The organism is Roseibium aggregatum IAM 12614 (genome assembly GCF_000168975.1).
In the GTDB taxonomy this organism is placed as follows: Bacteria; Pseudomonadota; Alphaproteobacteria; order Rhizobiales; family Stappiaceae; genus Roseibium; species Roseibium aggregatum.
Genome location: NZ_AAUW01000040.1, coordinates 1 through 17,421 on the forward strand (window position 1 = coordinate 1; position 17,421 = coordinate 17,421).

A 17,421-nucleotide genomic window follows, 5' to 3' on the forward strand; every position below is an offset into this window, starting at 1 on the left:
GCATCGCCGCGCATCCTCATCGGCTTCTTCTGGGATAGGGACCATTGAGCAGACACGAGGCTCCCCGCGAAGCCATGCGAGTAGTGCGCGCAACAACAATTCCGCATCGATGCCATCGGATTTCGCTCGTCGCATGCGCCTATCCACCGGAACGCTGGAAGGTTGTATGACGTGCACCTCGACACCCTTCTCAATCAACCAATGCATTGATCAGCATCGTACGTTGGCGCACCAGAAGATCCCGAGCGCGATGCAGCATCAACACGGCCTGCTGGTCAGCGCTTTTGATTGCGACGAAATGCATGTTCTGTCGGGTGACAGCCTCGCAAATCGCTTCGGCATCCGCCATGTCATTCTTTTGCCGCTTCACATAGGGTTTGACGTAAGCAGGCGGGATCAGACGCACCTCATGCCCCAACGCCGCAATCTCACGAGCCCAATAATGCCTGGTCGCGCAAGCTTCCATGCCAATCAGGCAGGGGGAGAGGTCGGACAGTATCTTCAGCAATGCCCAGCGTCGGACTTTCTTCTTGAGCGTGACACCTCCGTTCGCATCAATCCCGTGAAGCTGGAAGACGGACTTGGTAAGATCGATGCCCAATATTGTAATCTGCATGTGGATGGCTCCCATTGCTGTTGGGTTCACCAACATGGCACATTGCGATGCCCTTACGTGGGGCTGTCCACACCATCAACTTGTTTTGTTCGGCGCGCATGGGGCCCCGTTTAGACGGATTTCAGGCGTTCATCTCGCCGGTGTAGTCCTGCCATAGTCCGAATGCATCTGCTCTTGCGTGGAAACATCATGGTCTGGGTTGACGAAAGCGTGATGCATCATTGGGGTATGGCGCACACCTGCAAGCGGGTATAGCGCGACAATCTGGATGAGAATCTGGTGTCGCGATGTTTTTGAGAAAACGGATTAGCCTGTCGCTGGCAAGATGTTATTCGTCCTGTGATTGACGCTCCGCGGCAAACCCACGGGTTTCTTCGTTCGGTGTTCCAGCTGATAAAGCTGGAACTGGCCGTTCCCGACTTTTTCACACTCTCGCGCCGAGCTGGCGGGCTTGAGCCTTTGCCGCGGGAACGATCCGAGGCGCCCGGGTTCCCTTGAGCTTGTGGTGAACAGCACCGGCCTGAAGGTCTTTGGGGCCGGAGAATGGCAGGAAACCAAACACGGCAAGGCGTCCAGGCGCCGCTCGTGGCGCAAGCTCCACTTGGGGCTGGATCTGGAGACAGGTCAGATCGAATGCAGTGAACTGACGACAGACGACATCGGCGATCCGTCGGCCGTGCCGGGTCTTTTGGACCAGACTGAAGAACCCGTGCGCCGCTTTCTTGCAGATGGTGCCTATGATGGCACCGCCACCCGGAACGAAATCACGCAGCGCTTTGCCGATGTGGAGATCATCATCCGGCCGCCGAAGACGGCTGTTGCCGGCCCTGAGGCCGAGATCAACCCCACCGCGCGGGATCTGGATGTTCTGGCGATCAAGGCCCATGGCCGCTTGGCCTGGCAAAAGAGCACCGGATATAACCAGAGAGCGCGAGTGGAAACGCAGATGGGCCGCTGGAAGTCGGTCATCGGGGAAAGGCTGAAATCACGTACCCTGGACAATCAGAGAACCGAGAGCCGGATCGGCGTCTCGGTCCTCAACAAGATGACTTCCCTCGGACACCCTACGTTCGAGCGTGTCTCATGATGCCAAAATCCGGGTAAGAGACCACTGCGGCCCGGCTCGTGATTTGCACAACACGGTGGCGGTCGCATGATTACGTCATCACGACTGTACTGAACAGCACTTCAGGATCAGTTTGAGCATTCTAAATAAATAAACACGACTTAACTTTTAGTTTTCAGGAGCCTTGAAATGCCTATTCCTCCCAGACATGCTCTACGTCGACCTCCTCTCCCCGTTAACCCTGAGGAGGCTGAGGGCAACGGTGCGTTCGCCGGCAGAACGGTTAAATTAAATGAAAAGGACTTTCAAGAGCTTGCCAAGGCGTACGGCGGAAAATTCAGTGAGGACGTAAAAAAGGCTCTCTCGGCAATTTTTAATCCCGATAAACGAAACCGCTCCTTCGAGGCTATGCACGTAGCATTTCAGGGCATCAAAGCTCCTGATGATCGTATCAATAGAACTTCCCACCATCTGGGTCCTCTCGATATGGAGAAGCTGAAAAGAATCGCCGACCGTTTACCCGACGTAAGTTTCGCTAAGCTCACTGTTTGCCTTTTAAATGACCCGGGTCTGGATGAAAATATATTCACGGCCTTGTGTGATATCTTCCCGTCAATGGAGCCAGAACACCTCAGCGATCTGACGAATGAATTCAGCCGGAGTAAAATGGCCGATTCGGTGATTGATAGATTTGAAAAAATGGCCAGTACAACCCTCAGAATATATTCGGCCAAGGTCGACATTTATAAATTAGCGAACCTCGTACGAGTATCGAATGGTGTGGATTTGCAGAAAATTGCTGCCATTTGTCGGGAAAATAACCGGGAAAAACATGATGACTACGTTGAAATTACTCTAACATTCCCGGAAACGCCTCTCGCGAACGTGCTTGAACAAGTTTCCGACCCTCGTTTCGAAGAAGCGGGAGATTACCGGTATATCGCTCTTGCACTCAGCAAGATATGGCCAGATATGGAGTTCGGTAGTATCGTGCAATTGGCGAAAACCGACGGCCTGAGCCTGCATGCCGTCAAAGCTTTGCACCGATTGTTCCAGCATGATGAGCCTAAGACAATCGTCAAATGCGCGGCAAGCCTGGACCTGGACCTGGACGCCGTCGCGAAGTGGCACGAACTGTTCTCTGACGAGAGTTGTTCCGGGATCATGAATTGGCTGGAAAACCCGATTCTGGACCTGAGCGTCATCACAATAGTGCAAGAAGCCTACCCTGGTAGAAATAATGATTACATCGTCGAAACGGCAGCAAATCTGAACTCAGAGCGTTTATTGGGATTGAGGGAGCTGTTCCCAGATTCAAGTGCTGAGGATATCATCGATTGGGCATTAGACGAAGATCTGCGCCTGAGAATTGTCCGACGGTTGTGCACACTGTTCCCGGAAGTAGCTCCTGAGGACATCGTCTGTTGGGCAAAATCCCCCAACCTGAACCTGGACACCGCCGAAGCTTTGCGCGAATTGTTGCCGGATGAAGAGCCTATTAAAATCCTCCTCTTGGCAGAGAAGCGCCACCTTAACTTGAACACCCTCAAAGCTCTGCGCGAATTGTTCCCGAACGAAGCTCCTATTGACATCCTCGATTGGGCGGCAACGCCCGGCCTGAACCTGGACACCGCCAAAGCTTTGCGCGAATTGTTGCCGGATGTAGAGCCTATTGACATCCTCGATTGGGCGGCAACGCCCGGCCTGAAACTGGACACCGTCGAAGCTTTGCACGGACTGTTCCCGAACGAAGTTCCTATTGACATCCTCGATTGGGCGGCAACGCCCGGCCTGAAACTGGACACCGTCGAAGCTTTGCACGGACTGTTCGAGCATGAAAAGCCTCAGACAATCCTCAATTGGGCGGCAAGGCCCGGCCTGAACCTAGACACCGTCGAAGCTTTGCACGGACTGTTCGAGCATGAAAAGCCTCAGACAATCCTCAATTGGGCGGCAAGGCCCGGCCTGAACCTGGAAACCGTCCAAGCTTTGCACGGCCTGTTCGAGCATGAAAAGCCTCAGACAATCGTCGATTGGGCAGCAAGGCCCGGCCTGAACCTGGACGCCGTCATAGCTTTGCACCGATCGTTCGAGCATGAAAAGCCTCAGACAATCGTCGATTGGGCGGCAAGCCCCGGCCTGAACCTGGAAACCGTCCAAACTTTGCACGGCCTGTTCCCGGACGAAGATCCTGCCCATATCGTGAGGGGGGCAACTACCGCCGATCTGAAAGTGGGGGACGTCGCTGTGCTCCACGGCGTATCCCCCGAACTCACGCTTGATCACATTTTGTGGAAGATGGAGCAAGGCAGTATCTTGTTAGAGACGCCGACTGGCCTGCCGCAGGAGTACCCAGGCGATGACCTCCGGGAGGCAAGAGACCGATTTGCGAGAGGGTCAGCGTAAGAAAGCTAACGCTTGGTGGCCGTGTTGCAGAAATCATAAGTCGGCACGCAGCTATCCCTTTCCCGGAAGTTGGGCATCATGAGATACGCTCGAACGTGGGACGTCCGAGGGAAGTCATTTTGCAGAGGACCGAGACGCCCATCCGGCTCTCGGTCCTCTGAGTCAACCATGTTTGCCCCTCCAGAATATGTAAAAAGTGAAAATCAATATGTCTGACGTTTCCGTCACATCGATCGCGCCAACTTCCGGTAAACTCCAGGCTCGTCAATGAATTCGGTCACGAATTCCGCGAAGCCCACTTGTGCCTGTTCTCCCGGCGCTGTCTCAAACCGCCGTTCGAACGGACGGAGCAAACGCAGCCGGATGGAACGCAGAAAATCCGTCAGGATCATATAGCCGCCGGTCAACCCAAAGGCACGAACCTCCCGCAGAAGCCGGCGGCCGGAAAGGCCAGGACTCTACCAACGCTCGTCCAGAGACATCAGCACCTGCCGGAGCTCTGCCTTGTGCACCTCGCTCAACGGCATGTCTCCTTGAATAGCATTGCCAACTGTAAAATTTACGTGTGCCGTAGATCACAAGTAATTCCGTCCAAAACGTAGGATATTTGCACACGCGAGTCGCGGCAGAGTTGGCAGCGCGATCGTCGTAATATTCCTCTCGGCAACGACAGGGTGCTTAAACGAATTCGGCCAGGTTTGGGTCTCCGAATTTTACGTCATGTGGGTTGAGCCGGCAGGTTCAACGAATTTCAAGGAAGCTAGATGACAAATATCGTCATTTCTGAAGGGCTCGAATTGCAAAGTGGAGAAGCACACGCAAAAGCCTCGCGGGCAGCCCTCTCACCTGGCACAATTTTTCTCAGCCTTATATTGCTGTTTCCCATAGCCACCATGGTGGTCGGCACTGCCGTCGCCGGAGGCCTGTCTGTCTACGGAGTTTCGGTTCGGAATCTGGATGCGTTTCTGCCCTATAACATCGCCGTTGGGGTTTCCGTTTTTCTAGGGTATGTCGGCTATGGCTTTAGCCTGTTGGCCTTGGTCGCTGCGACGAATACTGTCTGCTTTTTGCGCCTCAAGGAGACTAGGAACAACTTCCAGGCTTCTGTTCTTGTGAGATGGTATTTTCACAACGCATTGCATTATTTCGTCAGGTATACCTTCCTGCCCTGGATACTGCTCAGTCCAGCCGCAAATGCATATTATCGCTCGATGGGCATGAAGATCGGAAAGAACGTTACGATCAACTCCGCAATCGTTTCCGATCCTTCTCTAATCGAGTTGCACAACGGAGTTCTCATTGGAGGAAATGCCAAGTTGATGGGTCATTATTCCAATCAAGAGGCTCTTGTCTTGAGCAGACTGATCATTGAAGAGAATGCTGCAATCGGCACCGGTTCTATCTTGCTCGGAAACGTCCGCGTGGGGCGCAACAGCAAGGTGCTTCCAGGCTCTTATGTAGCACCTGGCACCCGAATTCCCCCAAACGAAGTCTGGGCCGGTGTTCCCGCAGTCAAAATCAGAGATCGGACGTATCTTCCTATGCTCTAGGGGCTGTGGTCGATTAGGATTTGGCCTTGGCTTGTGCGCAAACTGCTCCCTTCGTTTGCCCTGAGAAGCCCAGAATAAAATTCAAATCGACCAAAAAAACATCAGTTGAGGTAAGCATTGCGATTTTCGATTTCCTCGCGACCCGCGACAGTCTCATGTGCACGCTCTGTACAACACCGAAATCCGTGCGAGCAGCGATCCACTCGGGTGCAATATGTTCGGTCAAAAATCTTCAATGTATTATTGGTGATTTGGACTGGTCTCTTCGGGATGCCCATCTTATGGGATAAGTTCGCCCCCCTGCAGTCAGGTACGATCCGAGGGCTAAGCAGGCAATGGGCTCACGGCTTTCTTTTCCTTTGCCGCGTCGTTCTGAAGTTAACCTATAAGATCGAGGGTCGTGAAAACTTGCCAGACGGGCCCTTCATCGCGGTCTCAAATCACCAGTCTCTATGGGAAACCATAGCTTTCCTGGTTCTATTTCCGAATGCAAACATAGTCGCGAAAGAGAGCCTTTACCGGATCCCGGTATTCGGTTGGTATTTGCGTCGCTCTCCTATGATGAAAGTCATCCGGGACCAGCCAGGCAAAAGCATTCGTAGCATTATCCAGGGATCCAAACATACAGCTCAAGAGGGACGGAGCATAGCGATCTTTCCGGAAGGAACTCGCACGCCTGTGTTTGGTCGCCAGAAATATGAAAGAGGCTTGTCCGCCATACAAAAGGCAACCGGATATCCGCTTGTTCCTGTGGTTCTAAATTCTGGAGTTTTTTGGGGGACAGGCGCTCGCATGATTTACGAAGGGGAAATCACCGTACGCTATCTACGCGCGGTCCCGCCATCGTCCGATCTATACAATAATCTGGATCAAATCGAAAATGAGATCAACAAGCAAAAAGACGAGATGGCCGACCTGCTCCCCACCTAGGCGGTAGTGTCGCAAACTTTTGTCGTAGTCGGAGCTCTGGCTTTGTCTTGACACAGTTATCCTGCGAGTTGCCTGAACTGGCGGTAAGCAGGCACACCCGGCTTGTTCAGTTGTCCCTTTCGGATCATGTGCGCTGTTTCAATGCCGTCGTCCAGCGTCGCACTTGCTGAATGAAAGGCCTTGAAGCCCATCATCGGCCTTGTCAGCGTCTTGATAAGCCGGTGGTCCTGTTCGATGATGTTGTTCAGATATTTGACCTGTAGGATGTCGACGAAGGACCACCAGAAACCAGGGACAAGCAGGTGGATATTGATCTTGGTCAGGCCCGCCAGATTGGCTCCGCTTTTGTCCATCACAACCTTCTTGGGAAAACCATTGTCCTCGATAGACTTGTTGAAGAACGCCGTGGCTGCCGCTTCATCACGGGATTCCGACAGCATGAAATCGACCGTATCTCCGTGTTTGTCGACGGCCCGGTAGAGATAAACCCTGAACCGCACCTTGACGTAGGTTTCGTCCATTCTCCAGGACGAACACACGGGCCGCTTGGCGGCACATGCGTTTTGTGGAGTGAGCTGTGCTATTTAACACACAGCCGCGACGCTGCCTCGTGCAACCCTCACCTGAACAAGGTGTGGACCACGAGGTCAGTGAAGTGTCGATACTCGATTTCAACTGGGAGGCGGCGAGAGACGCCCAGGAAGCCATTTCCGAAGTGTTGCCGGGCCTGGACGAGATGCTTGTCGCACTCAGACGCGAGGGTGTGCTCGACGACGCCTCCCTCGAGGCACTCCGGGCGGGCGCCCTTCCGAAAGTCGCGCTCAACATATCCGAAAGCGAAATGGAGCAGATCTTCAGGCTGGGTCACAATGCCCTGTGCATCGGAGACGTCAAGGGTGCCGCAGCCGCCTTCGAAAGGCTTTGCCGCCTGGATCCTTTGGAGGGGCGTTATATCTATGCGCTGGCTGCCACTCGCCAGATCAGCGAACAATTTTCCGTCGCCGCAAGACTTTATCTCATGTCGATCGCTTTCGGCGTCGGGGGTGGCGAGCCTTACGTCCGGCTCGGTGAATGTTTGATGGCCTCGAATGAAACGTCGGAGGCCCGGGAGGTTCTCGAATTCGCGATTGAACTCGCTGGGGAGGGCCCCGCCCAGTCCGCTGCCAGGGAACGCGCGCAAAAACTGATCGCGATCATCTCAAGTCAGGCGGCGAAGGACTAAACACTCGAACAGGTATCAAAAGGAGCTAAAGATAAAACATGGAAGAAGTGATAAGGAAGTCGGAACAGACCGAGGCGCTGGCGTTCGGCGCGGGCCTGGATTTGGCAAAGGGGGATCTTCAGGGTGCTGTTCAACGCGTCTCTCTGGGGGTTTCCGCGGGTCTGCTGAAGGCAGTGCCGTCATCTTCCGCCCAAACTGGCTCCGCGCCCCAGGCAAATTATGCAGCCATTATTGGATCTTTCTCCGGCCTGTTCGACAAGAAAGCCGACGCTGTGGAAGAACGCGGCCAAGCCGTCATTTCCAAGAGCATAGAGGATTTCGCGAAGAGCCAAGCGGTGCAGGCGAATAATCTCGTCGAGCAGTCCCGTTCCGTTCTTGCCCAGAAAATCGACAAACTGAAGGAATCGATCGAAAAGATCGAGGATATGGTCAAGGCCAGGAGGAAGTCCGGGATATGGTCAAAGATCGGCGCGGCTTTCAGCTCGCTCGGTGCCGTTCTGGCTGTCGGAATGGGTGCGCTTCTCTGCGCAACCGGCGTTGGCGCCGTATCTGGCGGATTGCTCATTGCGACGGGAACCATGATGATCGCATCAGGCGTTCTCGGCGCGGTCATGACAGCAGACACTATCGTCGCTTCTGGCGGTGACGATGGCAAAGGCTTCCTGGGCAAGAAAGCGCAAACCGCACTGACCGTCGTCACGGTTGTACTGGGTGTGGCATCCGTAGCCGGTGCGATGTATGCGGCGGGTCCGGGCCTTGCTGTGGTTACGAAGGAAGCAAGCGACGTGACCATGGAGGCTACGATTGCGAATTTCAGATATTTGGTAAACGTGCTCGGCTGGAGCCAAGTAGGGACGCAAATAGCCGGCAGTGTAACAACTATTTGCACTATTGCGATTGGTCTTCTTGCCGCGAGGAGACAAGAGGAGGCCGGACTGCTCAATTCGGCCGCGACGTTGCTGCAAGCGACATCGGAACGGATCAAGGAATATACCGACATCGCAATAAACAAGTTTTCCGAAGAATCCCGCCGGCTGAACGATCTGATCGGGCAGAACATGAAATCGCTCAACGATGACGCAAGCACCTATGCCAAACTGCGCTTTAGTGCTTGACCCATCGGCCAATAACAGACCTTCAAAGGATTTGAATTGTCATGACTGTACAGACAATCAACGACACTCTTCTTGCTGAACATCCTGTTCGCGAGAACAGTATATTAGGTACTCGCTATGCGACAGAGCCTGGCGCCCTGTCCTCTATCGTGGCTATGGGCCTTGCCAACTCGAAGCCGGGAGCGGTTCCAATCGAGTCGATGATGTCTTTTCGCAAGGATGGGCACTTGCCCGAGGCCCGGTTCGTGGAATCTTCTCCCGAAATGCTCGAGCGACTTGAGAAATACCACGCGACCAGGACGAAAACGAGGGGGGCAACCTCATCGGCCACGGTGTTTTCCGGATCGACTACCGTCTATGATGCCTCCAGACAGGCGGCAATCGCCCTGGTGGAGAGCAACAGTCTGGACTGGAAATCAGCCCGCGATCAGCAGGTGCTTCGCCATAACTTGACTGAGGTCGAGACGCGCTTGAAAGCACTCAAGGAGCGGGCTTCCGCCACAAGTGAGAAAAAGTCGACATTGATCAGGTCGACTTGGCAGATTATCGGTGCGGCGGCTTCTATCCTTGCGGCTGGAGTGATCGCGAAATACCAATTGCCCTCCAGAACCAATACCGCCAATACCGCAACCCCCGGTGCTTCTGGTGCTGGAACAAAGGCGCCCGACGGTATGACTGGAACAGCCAGCAAAGCGCCCGACCTGGATACGGCTCCGGGTATACCGAAGCCTGTAAAGAAGGGTGTGACGGAAAATACTGTGACGCAACCACGTAATGACGTTGCTCCAGCGGTGGCGGCGAAGACAGAGGGCGTGCCGGCACCAACACTAAAGGCTCAGGCGGAGGGGATTCCGGGTCCCACGCGGAAAGCCGATGCCAACGTCGCTTCCAGGTCCGGTGACACCCCTGAAAATACCGGCCAGCCCAAAGGACCGGATGGGCACGGCAATGCGGCTAGTGCGAATGCCAATACAGGCGAGCAAAATGCCGCCGGCCTCATTCGCGACCAGATGAAATTCGCGTTGATGACGTCCGGCCTCGGCGCTCTCGGCCAGCTGTTTAACCAGGCCGGGGAACTTCATTCGATGAATGAGCGGGAGAAGTCGAAAATTGAAGGCGCGGAGGCGACGGAGTTCGGGGCGCTGGCCGAAAAGAGCCGCAGCGACGGTGAAATCTTCCGCTCCAACGCCCAATTCAGGGACCAGGGGGGCGTCAATTCAGCTATCGAGGAAATCAAGAAACTGAACGAAGTGGAGAACCAGAAGAAAAAGGCCATCGTCAATGGCTGACCCCGAAAATATCCTGCGTCCGATTTTGCGCCGACAGGATCTTCCAACGCTCTGCTAACGTTCGGATTTCGGCTGCTCGACTATTCCCGGTCGAGCAGCCGCTCCTTTGAACTTGGGGCTGCTGCAAGGATATGGACAAGATGGCACCCGCACTGGACGATGTCGTCGCTGACTTGTGCCGACATCTTCAAATGGACCGGCCCGCCCCTGGGGAGGATGGCTCATTTGCGCTTTCGGCGGGCACCACACAGGTCTTGTTAAGAAACGGTCCCGACAGCCGGCTGCTCGAGATCGAGGCCGAGGCAGGTTCTCTGACCCGGTATACCGCCCAAGAACTTTCGGAACTCGAGGGTCTGCTTAAAGCCAATCTTGCCCAATGCTGGCTCCGCGACACGCTAGCCTGCAACGAAACGGGGGAGGGGGCTGACGTTTCACGGGTTCTCGTGAAAGGCTACCACCGTTACGAGGAAAACGATATCTCCCAACTGGCGGATCTCATTTCCGATGTTGTTTCAAGCGCGGAAACACTGGGAAGCATGCTGCACGGCTCGGGCCGACCGTCCTCTCACGGCCATCCCGGGCATATAGCGGACGATCCCGGCTTACTGATTTTCCAACCCTAGTAGTAGATTCCAGCAAGGTTGTTCATTCGCATTGAAGGTCTGAGACTGGTTGGTGACCAAAGACAATCAGACTCAAGATCCGCGCGACTATAAACCGATCTAAAAACCAGGCTACCATTGAAAGGGCCAACCAAAATTTCTGACCCAAATTCTTTGTTTCCAGCTACTGGAGACCGACCCGGCACTCCGGAGGACATTCTGCCCGATGACATCGAATTCGTCATTGGTGCTGCCAACGCCAAGGTGCGGGCCGGAAAGCTGGATGACGCAATCCGCATGTATATGTTTCTGGCCGAACTGGGTCCGTTCAATTACCGCGTGCTGCAAGGGCTGACCAACTGCCTGCTGATGCGAGGGTTGTTTGTCCAGGCACTCCCGTTCGCGACACTCATGGTCGACCTTCAACCGCGCAACCCGCACGGATATTATTTTTCAGGTCTGGCCTGCTGGTCATCAGGCCACCATCGGGAGGCGATCGAGGATTTTGAAATCGTTCTCCACCTGAAGGACGAGGTTAAAGACCTCTCCATTTTGACGGAATGTGAAATGCTTCTGAGGCATTTGAGAAAAGACACCGGAACCGCCTGACCTCCGAAAAGGCCCCGGGCCTGTGAACCGGTAGCCTCATAATGAGACGGGAGATTTTAATGGGGGTAGGGGGCTGCAGGGCCGCACCGTCGTTAACGGCTTTCGTCGCAGATCAGTTACGCAGCCCGGCTCTTCGGCGCAAGGATCGTCACGAGACAGGCCGAGTGTAGAGGGGGGGGGGCTTACGACGCAGGGCGATAGAACCGAACGGCCGGCCGACGAAGCCGTTCGCAATGTTCTCTGCGTGCTGCGATATCATGGGCAGAGCGTCCGTCCCGGCGTTACCTGGAAATTACGGGGCTTGGCGAAGGATGATATCAATCGAAGAATTGCTGCCGCCATTGTCGGGGAACTTTCCGGGAAAACTGGGTTTGAGGGGGCTGGGAGTCTAGCCGAAATGGTGGGGTGTCCTGCCTTCAAGAAGCTGGATCTCGGCAAGCTGAATGACGATACAAGACCCATTGTCGGCCGACTTCTGGATGTTCATGGAATGCGCGCTAACACCCAGACGCTTCGAAACCTCCGAAACGGGATAACCGCGCTCGGTGGTCTGCGCCACCGCGTCCCGCTTGAACTCGTCACTGAAATTGCTCGTGCCCATCATGGCCTCCTTGCCTCAAAATTAGGGAAGAAGGCGTCTACAAATCTAGAGGCTTCTGTGGTTGCCGCTCGTAATGCAAGAAGTTTCTGATCCTTGGGTGCGATCGAGTGCGGTCTTCTGTCAGGCCTTCCAATTGCGGCACTTAGGAAGCCGCTGGCCGATATGGTGATCAGAGGATCAGGTCCAAATCTATTCAGCGAGCTGATTGCTCCAAGCCCCTATCTGGTTTTCCTGACCCAGATCTGTTCGATCATTTTACCCATATGGATCGTCGACGTTCTCACACCTCCATCACCGGTATTAAACTGCCCCGAGTCGCACCTCTGTCATGCAGCAGCAGCCTCCGCCGGATTCTGATAATCTTGTCCTTTCGTCAACATGGCTCAGATCGTTCGTGCCATCTTGTTTGCCAATGCAATGGCCACTAGCATCCTTGGCTTCCTGGCCAACATTTGCGACAGCCAAGACTTCTCTGATATCGTCTTTCGCCCCAGCCAATTAAGACGAGACATCGCGCCCACGATTAGGAGCCGCCTGATGTCGGCCTGCCCAGCCTTCGATATACGGCCAAGCCGCTCTTTACCTCCAGACGAATGCTGCCGCGGAACCAGACCTAGCCAGGCCGCGAAGTCTCGTCCGCGCCGAAAGCTCTCCATCGGCGGAGCGAAAGCCTCAACAGCCAACGCGCTCATTGGTCCAATACCTGGCATCGTTTGCAAGCGACGCGCCGTATCGGTTTGACTTGCCAGAACACCGATCTGTTTGGTTTTGGTCTCAATACGCTGCGTCTTCTCGGAGATCTGCAACAGAAGATCGCGACACTCGCCGCGAACCAGTTCGGGCAAATCGCTGTTATCAGCCTCAATGATCGCTTCGATCCGCTTAAGATGTCCGATACCGGGTGGTGTCGGATGGCCAAACTCATAGAGAACTGAACGCAACGCATTCACCAGCTCTGTGCGCTGACGCACAAGTCGCTCTCTTACTCGAAAAAGAAGAGCCCGCGCTTGCTGATCTTCGGCCTTCGGGGTGATGAAACGCATCTCCGGTCGTTGAGCGGCGACGACGATCGCCTCGGCATCTGCTGCATCGTTTTTCTGCCGCTTTACGAAAGGGCGCACGTACTGAGGGGCGATCAGTCTGACTTCGTGACCCAGTTTGGCCATCTCGCGCGCCCAGTAATGAGCACTCCCACAGGCCTCCATCACGACCGTCGCCGAAACCTGGTCAGTCATAAACCTGCGAAAACGCTGCCGCGTCAGCTTCCGCCGGAATTTGCTCTGTCCGGACATGGAAGCTCCGTGGACCTGAAAAACACTCTTGGCCAGATCGATCCCGATCATCGTCTCTTTGGTCATGCTTGCCTTCCTCTCCACCCATTGGACTTAACCCGGCGATCCTCCAATAGAACGCGTCGGGTGGGTAGAGCGGCAACCACTCCATCTATTCACAGTTCCAGCTTTATCAGCTGGAACACCGAACGAAGAAACCCTTGGGTTTGCCGCAGGGCCAAATGGAAAACGGTCCGGATCTCCGGGCAAACCGTGACGGCAAGATCAGTGTATTACCCCGACCGACCACGCTTGCCGGTGTGCGTAACGCCCCAGTGATGCGCCACGCTTTCATCAACCCAGACCGTGATGTCCCTACGCCGTCGCAGGCTTTCCGTATACTCGGGACAGTTCGTTACACGATGCATGGATTTCGCAAACTTGTGGCGACGAGATGCGTGGTGTTTGAACGGCATTCACAAAACTTCAGAAGCAAGGAACGCCGAGCAGGTAGGCACGAAACCCGATTAATGCAACAAGGTCACTATAGTTCACGACTGGGGCAAAACCATGAGCAGAAACATTGACTTATCTCAGCCTGGGTAATTTTGAGGTCGGACCAGGAACTTCCGTCGGAAAATTGAGTGAGACACCAATATCAAAGTTCTTTCAAGGAGGCTTTGCCTATCATGTATCAGTCGGAAAAATTCGCAGAGGCCTCCTGCTTCGTTGAGTGATTTTTCGGGTTGAATATTTCCATCGCCAACAAGAAATCCTCTTCGGCAATATGAATTCTAAGTTTCTCGCGGGCAATTTCCATGCATTCTTTCACAGAACTCATCATTTTTGTAATGTTGTTGCGATTAGTTTCTTGAGTTTCGATTCTTATCGGTTTGGTTTCTTCTTCTGTCAGCTTCTTCTCAATATCGAGCAATATTTCATACTGTTGCACATGAAATGTAAAACGCGCAACTGTCGCAAGCGTCTCAGAGGAAAATTGATTTTCGTCTTTATTCTGGAAGTGGCCAATAAATATATTATCAAGCGCTTTCTGTTGCTCTTCGGTGTATTTATAAGTTCCTTTATTTTTTGTAATAATACGCATCATATCAGTTATATTGACGCAACTGGCTTCAAGAGCTCCGTCATAGAATTTGGGGAGTAACCACATAGGATCATTCTTTATAATCACCGCGGATGGGATCTTTGAAGCGTTAAGGAGGTTCTGGTAGTACTCCTTTCTTAATTGCTTCTCTAAGTCCAAATCGTTGCAGATTGCTCCCCGGCGTTTCTTCTCTTTGCGGACAGGCTCATTGATGGCTCCGTCGCCACTACTGCTTTCCTCCCACACCGATTTTGGAGAGCTTCCTTTTCCGCGTTCCGTCTCATTCGGGCGGAGAGCATTGACTGTAACGCGCGCATCGAATTTTTCAGAAGCCGACTTGCGAGGCCGGAGTGAAAAACCAGGCAAATTGGATCTTAAACGCTGAATTAATATCCTAACGGTTCTTGCGTGGCCGCGAATGAAAAACCTTCCGGACTTACGGTTTGTTCCGTAGCTTGATTCATTGGTTTGTTGGTTACTTGTTCCAACGGAGCTGGTCTGATTGCTTGAAATTTCAGCCTGTCCCATTTTATATTCCTCTCAACTACGGCTTGATCGAAGGCGTACCTTCCTGAATGTCAGGCAAATAAATCTAGTATAGAATTCTTTGAATTTTTATGTGCCATATATTACCAATACATTGCGTTTCAATTATAACGGGTATTTTGAAGCGGAGTCGGCCTGGAACGCCTACCGTTTGGAGTGGTTCTTTCGAGCGGAGCGCACTTGTGAAGTTTTCGGATAAACGGGACAGCGTTTCCGTTAAGTCGCGGACATCTATTTAACCAATTCGCGGACACTTGTTCCGCAAAAGTCCGGACAGCAGGAGTGGGGTCGGTCCTCGGTTGCCTGATTGCTGTTATGTGAGATTGTTTTCCGGGGTTTCGTTGTCCGTCAAGTGAGGCTGCCCTTTTTGCTTGCGCATGCTTTCTCCTTCCAGGCTGGTCCGGTGAGCGTTGTGGATGATCCTGTCGAGGATGGCGTCGGCGATGGTGGGGTCTCCGATCAGCTCGTGCCATTTGGCCACCGGTACCTGGGCGGTGATCAGGGTGGATTTCCGGCGATAGCGCTCTTCGACGATTTCGAAGAGATAGAAGCGCTGCTGATCTGAGAGGGAATGGGTTCCCCAATCGTCGAGGATCAGCAGGTTCACCCGGACGAGCTTGTCCATGAGGCGCGGAAAGCGTCCATCGAGTCGGGCGAGTGCCAGGTCTTCGAGCAGCCTGGGCATGCGCACATAAAGGACAGATTGGTCGAGGCGTACGGCGTGACGGCCGAAGGCGCAGGCGAGCCAACTCTTGCCAGTGCCAGTCTGTCCGGTGAGGATCAGATTTTCATGAGCCTTGAGCCACTCGCCCTCTGCGAGGGCCATCGTGTTGCGCCGGTCGAGGCCCCTGCGGCTCGCGATGTCAATATCTTCGATACAAGCTTCCGGAAAGCGCATCTTGGCGGCGGTCAGCCGGTTCTTGTGAGCCGCTAGTCGGCGCGCATGGCCGTCTCACGGTCGAGCAACAGACCGAGCCATTCGTCCAGGCTGAGTTCTTTTGCCGTGTCCTGTTCTGTCAGGTCTTGGTAGGCGGTTGCCATACCGGTCAGGCCAAGAGCCTGCATCTGAGCAAGGGTGGGATTGGTCAGCATTGATTGTCTTCCTTTCTTTTACTGGTAATAGGCGCTGCCGCGGATGTTCTTGTGGGCGGGTGTGGGTTTTGCCGGTTCGGCCATGAGGTCAGCCCTGTCGAGACCGAATTTGAGAATGGCGTTGACGGAGGAATAGGAGAGAGCCTTGATGTTGGGCGCCCGCGCACAGGCGGCCTCCAGACGCTCGCGGCCGTAGCGCGGCGACAGCGATAAAATCCTCATGGCGGCCCGGTATCTTTGCTGGGGATGGCGCCGCTCCCGCATCAGCCTCTCCACCAGAGTAGCCGTGTTGACGCCGATCCGTCCGGTCCGTTCGACCAGGCTGGCCGGTGTCGTGTTGGCGTAATGCTGATGGGTCTTGGGCATATGGGCAGCAACAGTGACGTGGCCGGATCGCTGTAACCGGCGCACGTGGCTGGCAACGCGCCGGTGCTCGTGGAAGATCTCGACCACGCGGCGGGTAAGCCGCACGTCCACCTTCCGGCCAATGAAGGAGTGCGGAATGGAAGAAAACTCTTGCAAAACCGGGGCTGTCCACAAATGGCAACGCCACTGGCTGTATCACTTCCTTCTGGTCTATTCTGGATGGGAACACGCCGAAGTCGTGCTCGGCAGGGAAAGCTTCTCCGCGCTTGCCACTGGCCTGCAGAACGCCTTGTGGGGCTTGGGGGCGGGTCCCCACGAACATCGCTCAGACTCGCTGTCGGCTGCCTTCACCAATCTGGCGGCCGAAGCCAAGGAGGACCTGACCCGACGCTACGAACGAGGCGCTTTGCGCCCGTTCCCGGACCTGGCAGGTGATGCATGAGACGCTCGACCAGCACGCTGCGCAAAACCAAGGTCGGCTTCTTGTGGCTCGTCCATTCCAGAGAGCCTTATCGCATTAATCGGGTTTCGTGCCTACCTGCTCGGCGTTCCTTGCTTCTGAAGTTTTGTGAATGCCGTTCAAACACCACGCATCTCGTCGCCACAAGTTTGCGAAATCTATGCATCGTGTAACGAACTGTCCCGAGTATACGGAAAGCCTGCGACGGCGTAGGGACATCACGGTCTGGGTTGATGAAAGCGTGGCGCATCACTGGGGTGTTGTGCGCACCGGAAAGCGTGGTCGGTCGGGGGTAATACACTGATCTTGCCGTCACGGTTTGCCCGGAAATCCGGTCCGTTTTCCATTTGGCCCTGCGGCAAACCCAAGGGTTTCTTCGTTCGCTGTTCCAGCTGATAAAGCTGGAACTGTCCGTTCCTGACTTTTTCACACTCTCGCGCCGAGCCGGCGGGCTTGAGCCTTTGCCGCGGGAACGATCCGAGGCGCCCGGGTTCCCTTGAGCTTGTGGTGGACAGCACCGGCCTGAAGTCTTTGGGGCCGGAGAATGGCAGGAAACCAAACACGGCAAGGCGTCC

The 17,421-nt window shown here is 54.5% G+C and carries 12 protein-coding genes and 9 pseudogenes; 11 read left to right on the forward strand and 10 right to left on the reverse strand.

What is annotated here, in order from left to right:
• A pseudogene (locus tag SIAM614_RS31645) lies at nt 1-186 on the reverse strand (IS110-like element ISMno25 family transposase); the annotation flags it as partial.
• A gap of 13 nt (nt 187-199) precedes the next feature.
• Nucleotides 200-616, reverse strand: a pseudogene (locus tag SIAM614_RS29985) (IS110 family RNA-guided transposase); the annotation flags it as partial.
• Between the two features lie 339 nt (nt 617-955).
• Between SIAM614_RS29985 and SIAM614_RS33635 the strand changes: the two are divergent.
• The 5 genes and pseudogenes from SIAM614_RS33635 (at nt 956) to SIAM614_RS30010 (ending at nt 6,568) form a co-directional block, all read left to right on the forward strand.
• Nucleotides 956-1,114, forward strand: a complete 159-nt coding sequence (locus SIAM614_RS33635; protein ID WP_407636319.1) for a transposase — start codon at nt 956-958, stop codon at nt 1,112-1,114.
• Nucleotides 1,038-1,703, forward strand: a pseudogene (locus SIAM614_RS29990) (IS5 family transposase); the annotation flags it as partial. The gene SIAM614_RS33635 and the pseudogene SIAM614_RS29990, both read left to right, overlap by 77 nt.
• A gap of 168 nt (nt 1,704-1,871) precedes the next feature.
• Complete coding sequence (locus tag SIAM614_RS29995) at nt 1,872-4,088, forward strand: hypothetical protein (RefSeq protein WP_006940509.1); 2,217 nt, start codon at nt 1,872-1,874, stop codon at nt 4,086-4,088.
• A gap of 764 nt (nt 4,089-4,852) precedes the next feature.
• Entirely contained in the window at nt 4,853-5,638 is a 786-nt protein-coding gene (locus tag SIAM614_RS30005) for a glycan acetyltransferase (protein WP_006940511.1), read from the forward strand.
• Between the two features lie 270 nt (nt 5,639-5,908).
• On the forward strand, nt 5,909-6,568 hold the full coding sequence (locus SIAM614_RS30010) for a lysophospholipid acyltransferase family protein (protein WP_006940512.1): 660 nt from the start codon (nt 5,909-5,911) through the stop codon (nt 6,566-6,568).
• Nucleotides 6,569-6,624: 56 nt separating this feature from the next.
• Here SIAM614_RS30010 and SIAM614_RS30015 read toward each other — a convergent pair.
• Nucleotides 6,625-7,149: pseudogene (locus tag SIAM614_RS30015) on the reverse strand (IS6 family transposase); the annotation flags it as partial.
• Nucleotides 7,150-7,223: 74 nt separating this feature from the next.
• Here SIAM614_RS30015 and SIAM614_RS30020 point away from each other — a divergent pair.
• The 5 genes from SIAM614_RS30020 to SIAM614_RS31020 all read left to right on the forward strand — a co-directional run bounded on the left by SIAM614_RS30020 (nt 7,224) and on the right by SIAM614_RS31020 (nt 11,405).
• Entirely contained in the window at nt 7,224-7,790 is a 567-nt protein-coding gene (locus SIAM614_RS30020) for a hypothetical protein (RefSeq protein WP_157140179.1), read from the forward strand.
• A gap of 38 nt (nt 7,791-7,828) precedes the next feature.
• On the forward strand, nt 7,829-8,905 hold the full coding sequence (locus tag SIAM614_RS30025; RefSeq protein WP_006940515.1) for a hypothetical protein: 1,077 nt from the start codon (nt 7,829-7,831) through the stop codon (nt 8,903-8,905).
• A 41-nt stretch (nt 8,906-8,946) separates the two neighbouring features.
• Entirely contained in the window at nt 8,947-10,194 is a 1,248-nt protein-coding gene (locus SIAM614_RS30030; protein ID WP_006940516.1) for a hypothetical protein, read from the forward strand.
• 140 nt (nt 10,195-10,334) lie between these two features.
• Complete coding sequence (locus SIAM614_RS30035) at nt 10,335-10,817, forward strand: type III secretion system chaperone (RefSeq protein WP_157140180.1); 483 nt, start codon at nt 10,335-10,337, stop codon at nt 10,815-10,817.
• A gap of 153 nt (nt 10,818-10,970) precedes the next feature.
• Entirely contained in the window at nt 10,971-11,405 is a 435-nt protein-coding gene (locus SIAM614_RS31020) for a tetratricopeptide repeat protein (RefSeq protein WP_006940518.1), read from the forward strand.
• A gap of 484 nt (nt 11,406-11,889) precedes the next feature.
• Here the strand turns inward: SIAM614_RS31020 and SIAM614_RS30045 are convergent.
• The 6 genes and pseudogenes from SIAM614_RS30045 to SIAM614_RS30065 form a co-directional block, all read right to left on the reverse strand.
• Nucleotides 11,890-12,009 (reverse strand): annotated as a pseudogene (locus SIAM614_RS30045) (transposase); the annotation flags it as partial.
• Nucleotides 12,010-12,389: 380 nt separating this feature from the next.
• Nucleotides 12,390-13,364: an IS110 family RNA-guided transposase gene (locus tag SIAM614_RS30050; RefSeq protein ID WP_050789538.1), complete on the reverse strand. Its 975-nt coding sequence runs from the start codon at nt 13,362-13,364 to the stop codon at nt 12,390-12,392.
• A gap of 89 nt (nt 13,365-13,453) precedes the next feature.
• Nucleotides 13,454-13,558 (reverse strand): annotated as a pseudogene (locus tag SIAM614_RS33640) (transposase); the annotation flags it as partial.
• A 413-nt stretch (nt 13,559-13,971) separates the two neighbouring features.
• Nucleotides 13,972-14,910 carry a hypothetical protein gene (locus SIAM614_RS30055; RefSeq protein WP_157140181.1) on the reverse strand — a complete coding sequence of 313 codons (939 nt, stop codon included), beginning with the start codon at nt 14,908-14,910 and terminating at the stop codon, nt 13,972-13,974.
• A 331-nt stretch (nt 14,911-15,241) separates the two neighbouring features.
• Nucleotides 15,242-16,020, reverse strand: a pseudogene (istB, locus tag SIAM614_RS30060) (IS21-like element helper ATPase IstB).
• 18 nt (nt 16,021-16,038) lie between these two features.
• A pseudogene (locus tag SIAM614_RS30065) lies at nt 16,039-16,533 on the reverse strand (Mu transposase domain-containing protein); the annotation flags it as partial.
• A 37-nt stretch (nt 16,534-16,570) separates the two neighbouring features.
• On the opposite strand from SIAM614_RS30065, the pseudogene SIAM614_RS30070 reads away from it, so the two are divergent.
• Nucleotides 16,571-16,780, forward strand: a pseudogene (locus SIAM614_RS30070) (IS21 family transposase); the annotation flags it as partial.
• A 284-nt stretch (nt 16,781-17,064) separates the two neighbouring features.
• Here SIAM614_RS30070 and SIAM614_RS33705 read toward each other — a convergent pair.
• Nucleotides 17,065-17,421: hypothetical protein (locus SIAM614_RS33705; protein WP_006940526.1), on the reverse strand; the 357-nt coding region annotated here is incomplete at its 5' end.

Excerpts from the sequence above, each read along its gene's own strand:
- SIAM614_RS29995 (WP_006940509.1), top strand. The coding sequence starts at position 1,872 with ATGCCTATTCCTCCCAGACATGCTCTACGTCGACCTCCTCTCCCCGTT.
- SIAM614_RS30005 (WP_006940511.1), top strand. The coding sequence starts at position 4,853 with ATGACAAATATCGTCATTTCTGAAGGGCTCGAATTGCAAAGTGGAGAA.
- SIAM614_RS30010 (WP_006940512.1), top strand. The coding sequence starts at position 5,909 with ATGCCCATCTTATGGGATAAGTTCGCCCCCCTGCAGTCAGGTACGATC.
- SIAM614_RS30025 (WP_006940515.1), top strand. The coding sequence starts at position 7,829 with ATGGAAGAAGTGATAAGGAAGTCGGAACAGACCGAGGCGCTGGCGTTC.
- SIAM614_RS30030 (WP_006940516.1), top strand. The coding sequence starts at position 8,947 with ATGACTGTACAGACAATCAACGACACTCTTCTTGCTGAACATCCTGTT.
- SIAM614_RS30035 (WP_157140180.1), top strand. The coding sequence starts at position 10,335 with ATGGCACCCGCACTGGACGATGTCGTCGCTGACTTGTGCCGACATCTT.
- SIAM614_RS30050 (WP_050789538.1), bottom strand. The coding sequence starts at position 13,364 with ATGACCAAAGAGACGATGATCGGGATCGATCTGGCCAAGAGTGTTTTT.
- SIAM614_RS30055 (WP_157140181.1), bottom strand. The coding sequence starts at position 14,910 with ATGGGACAGGCTGAAATTTCAAGCAATCAGACCAGCTCCGTTGGAACA.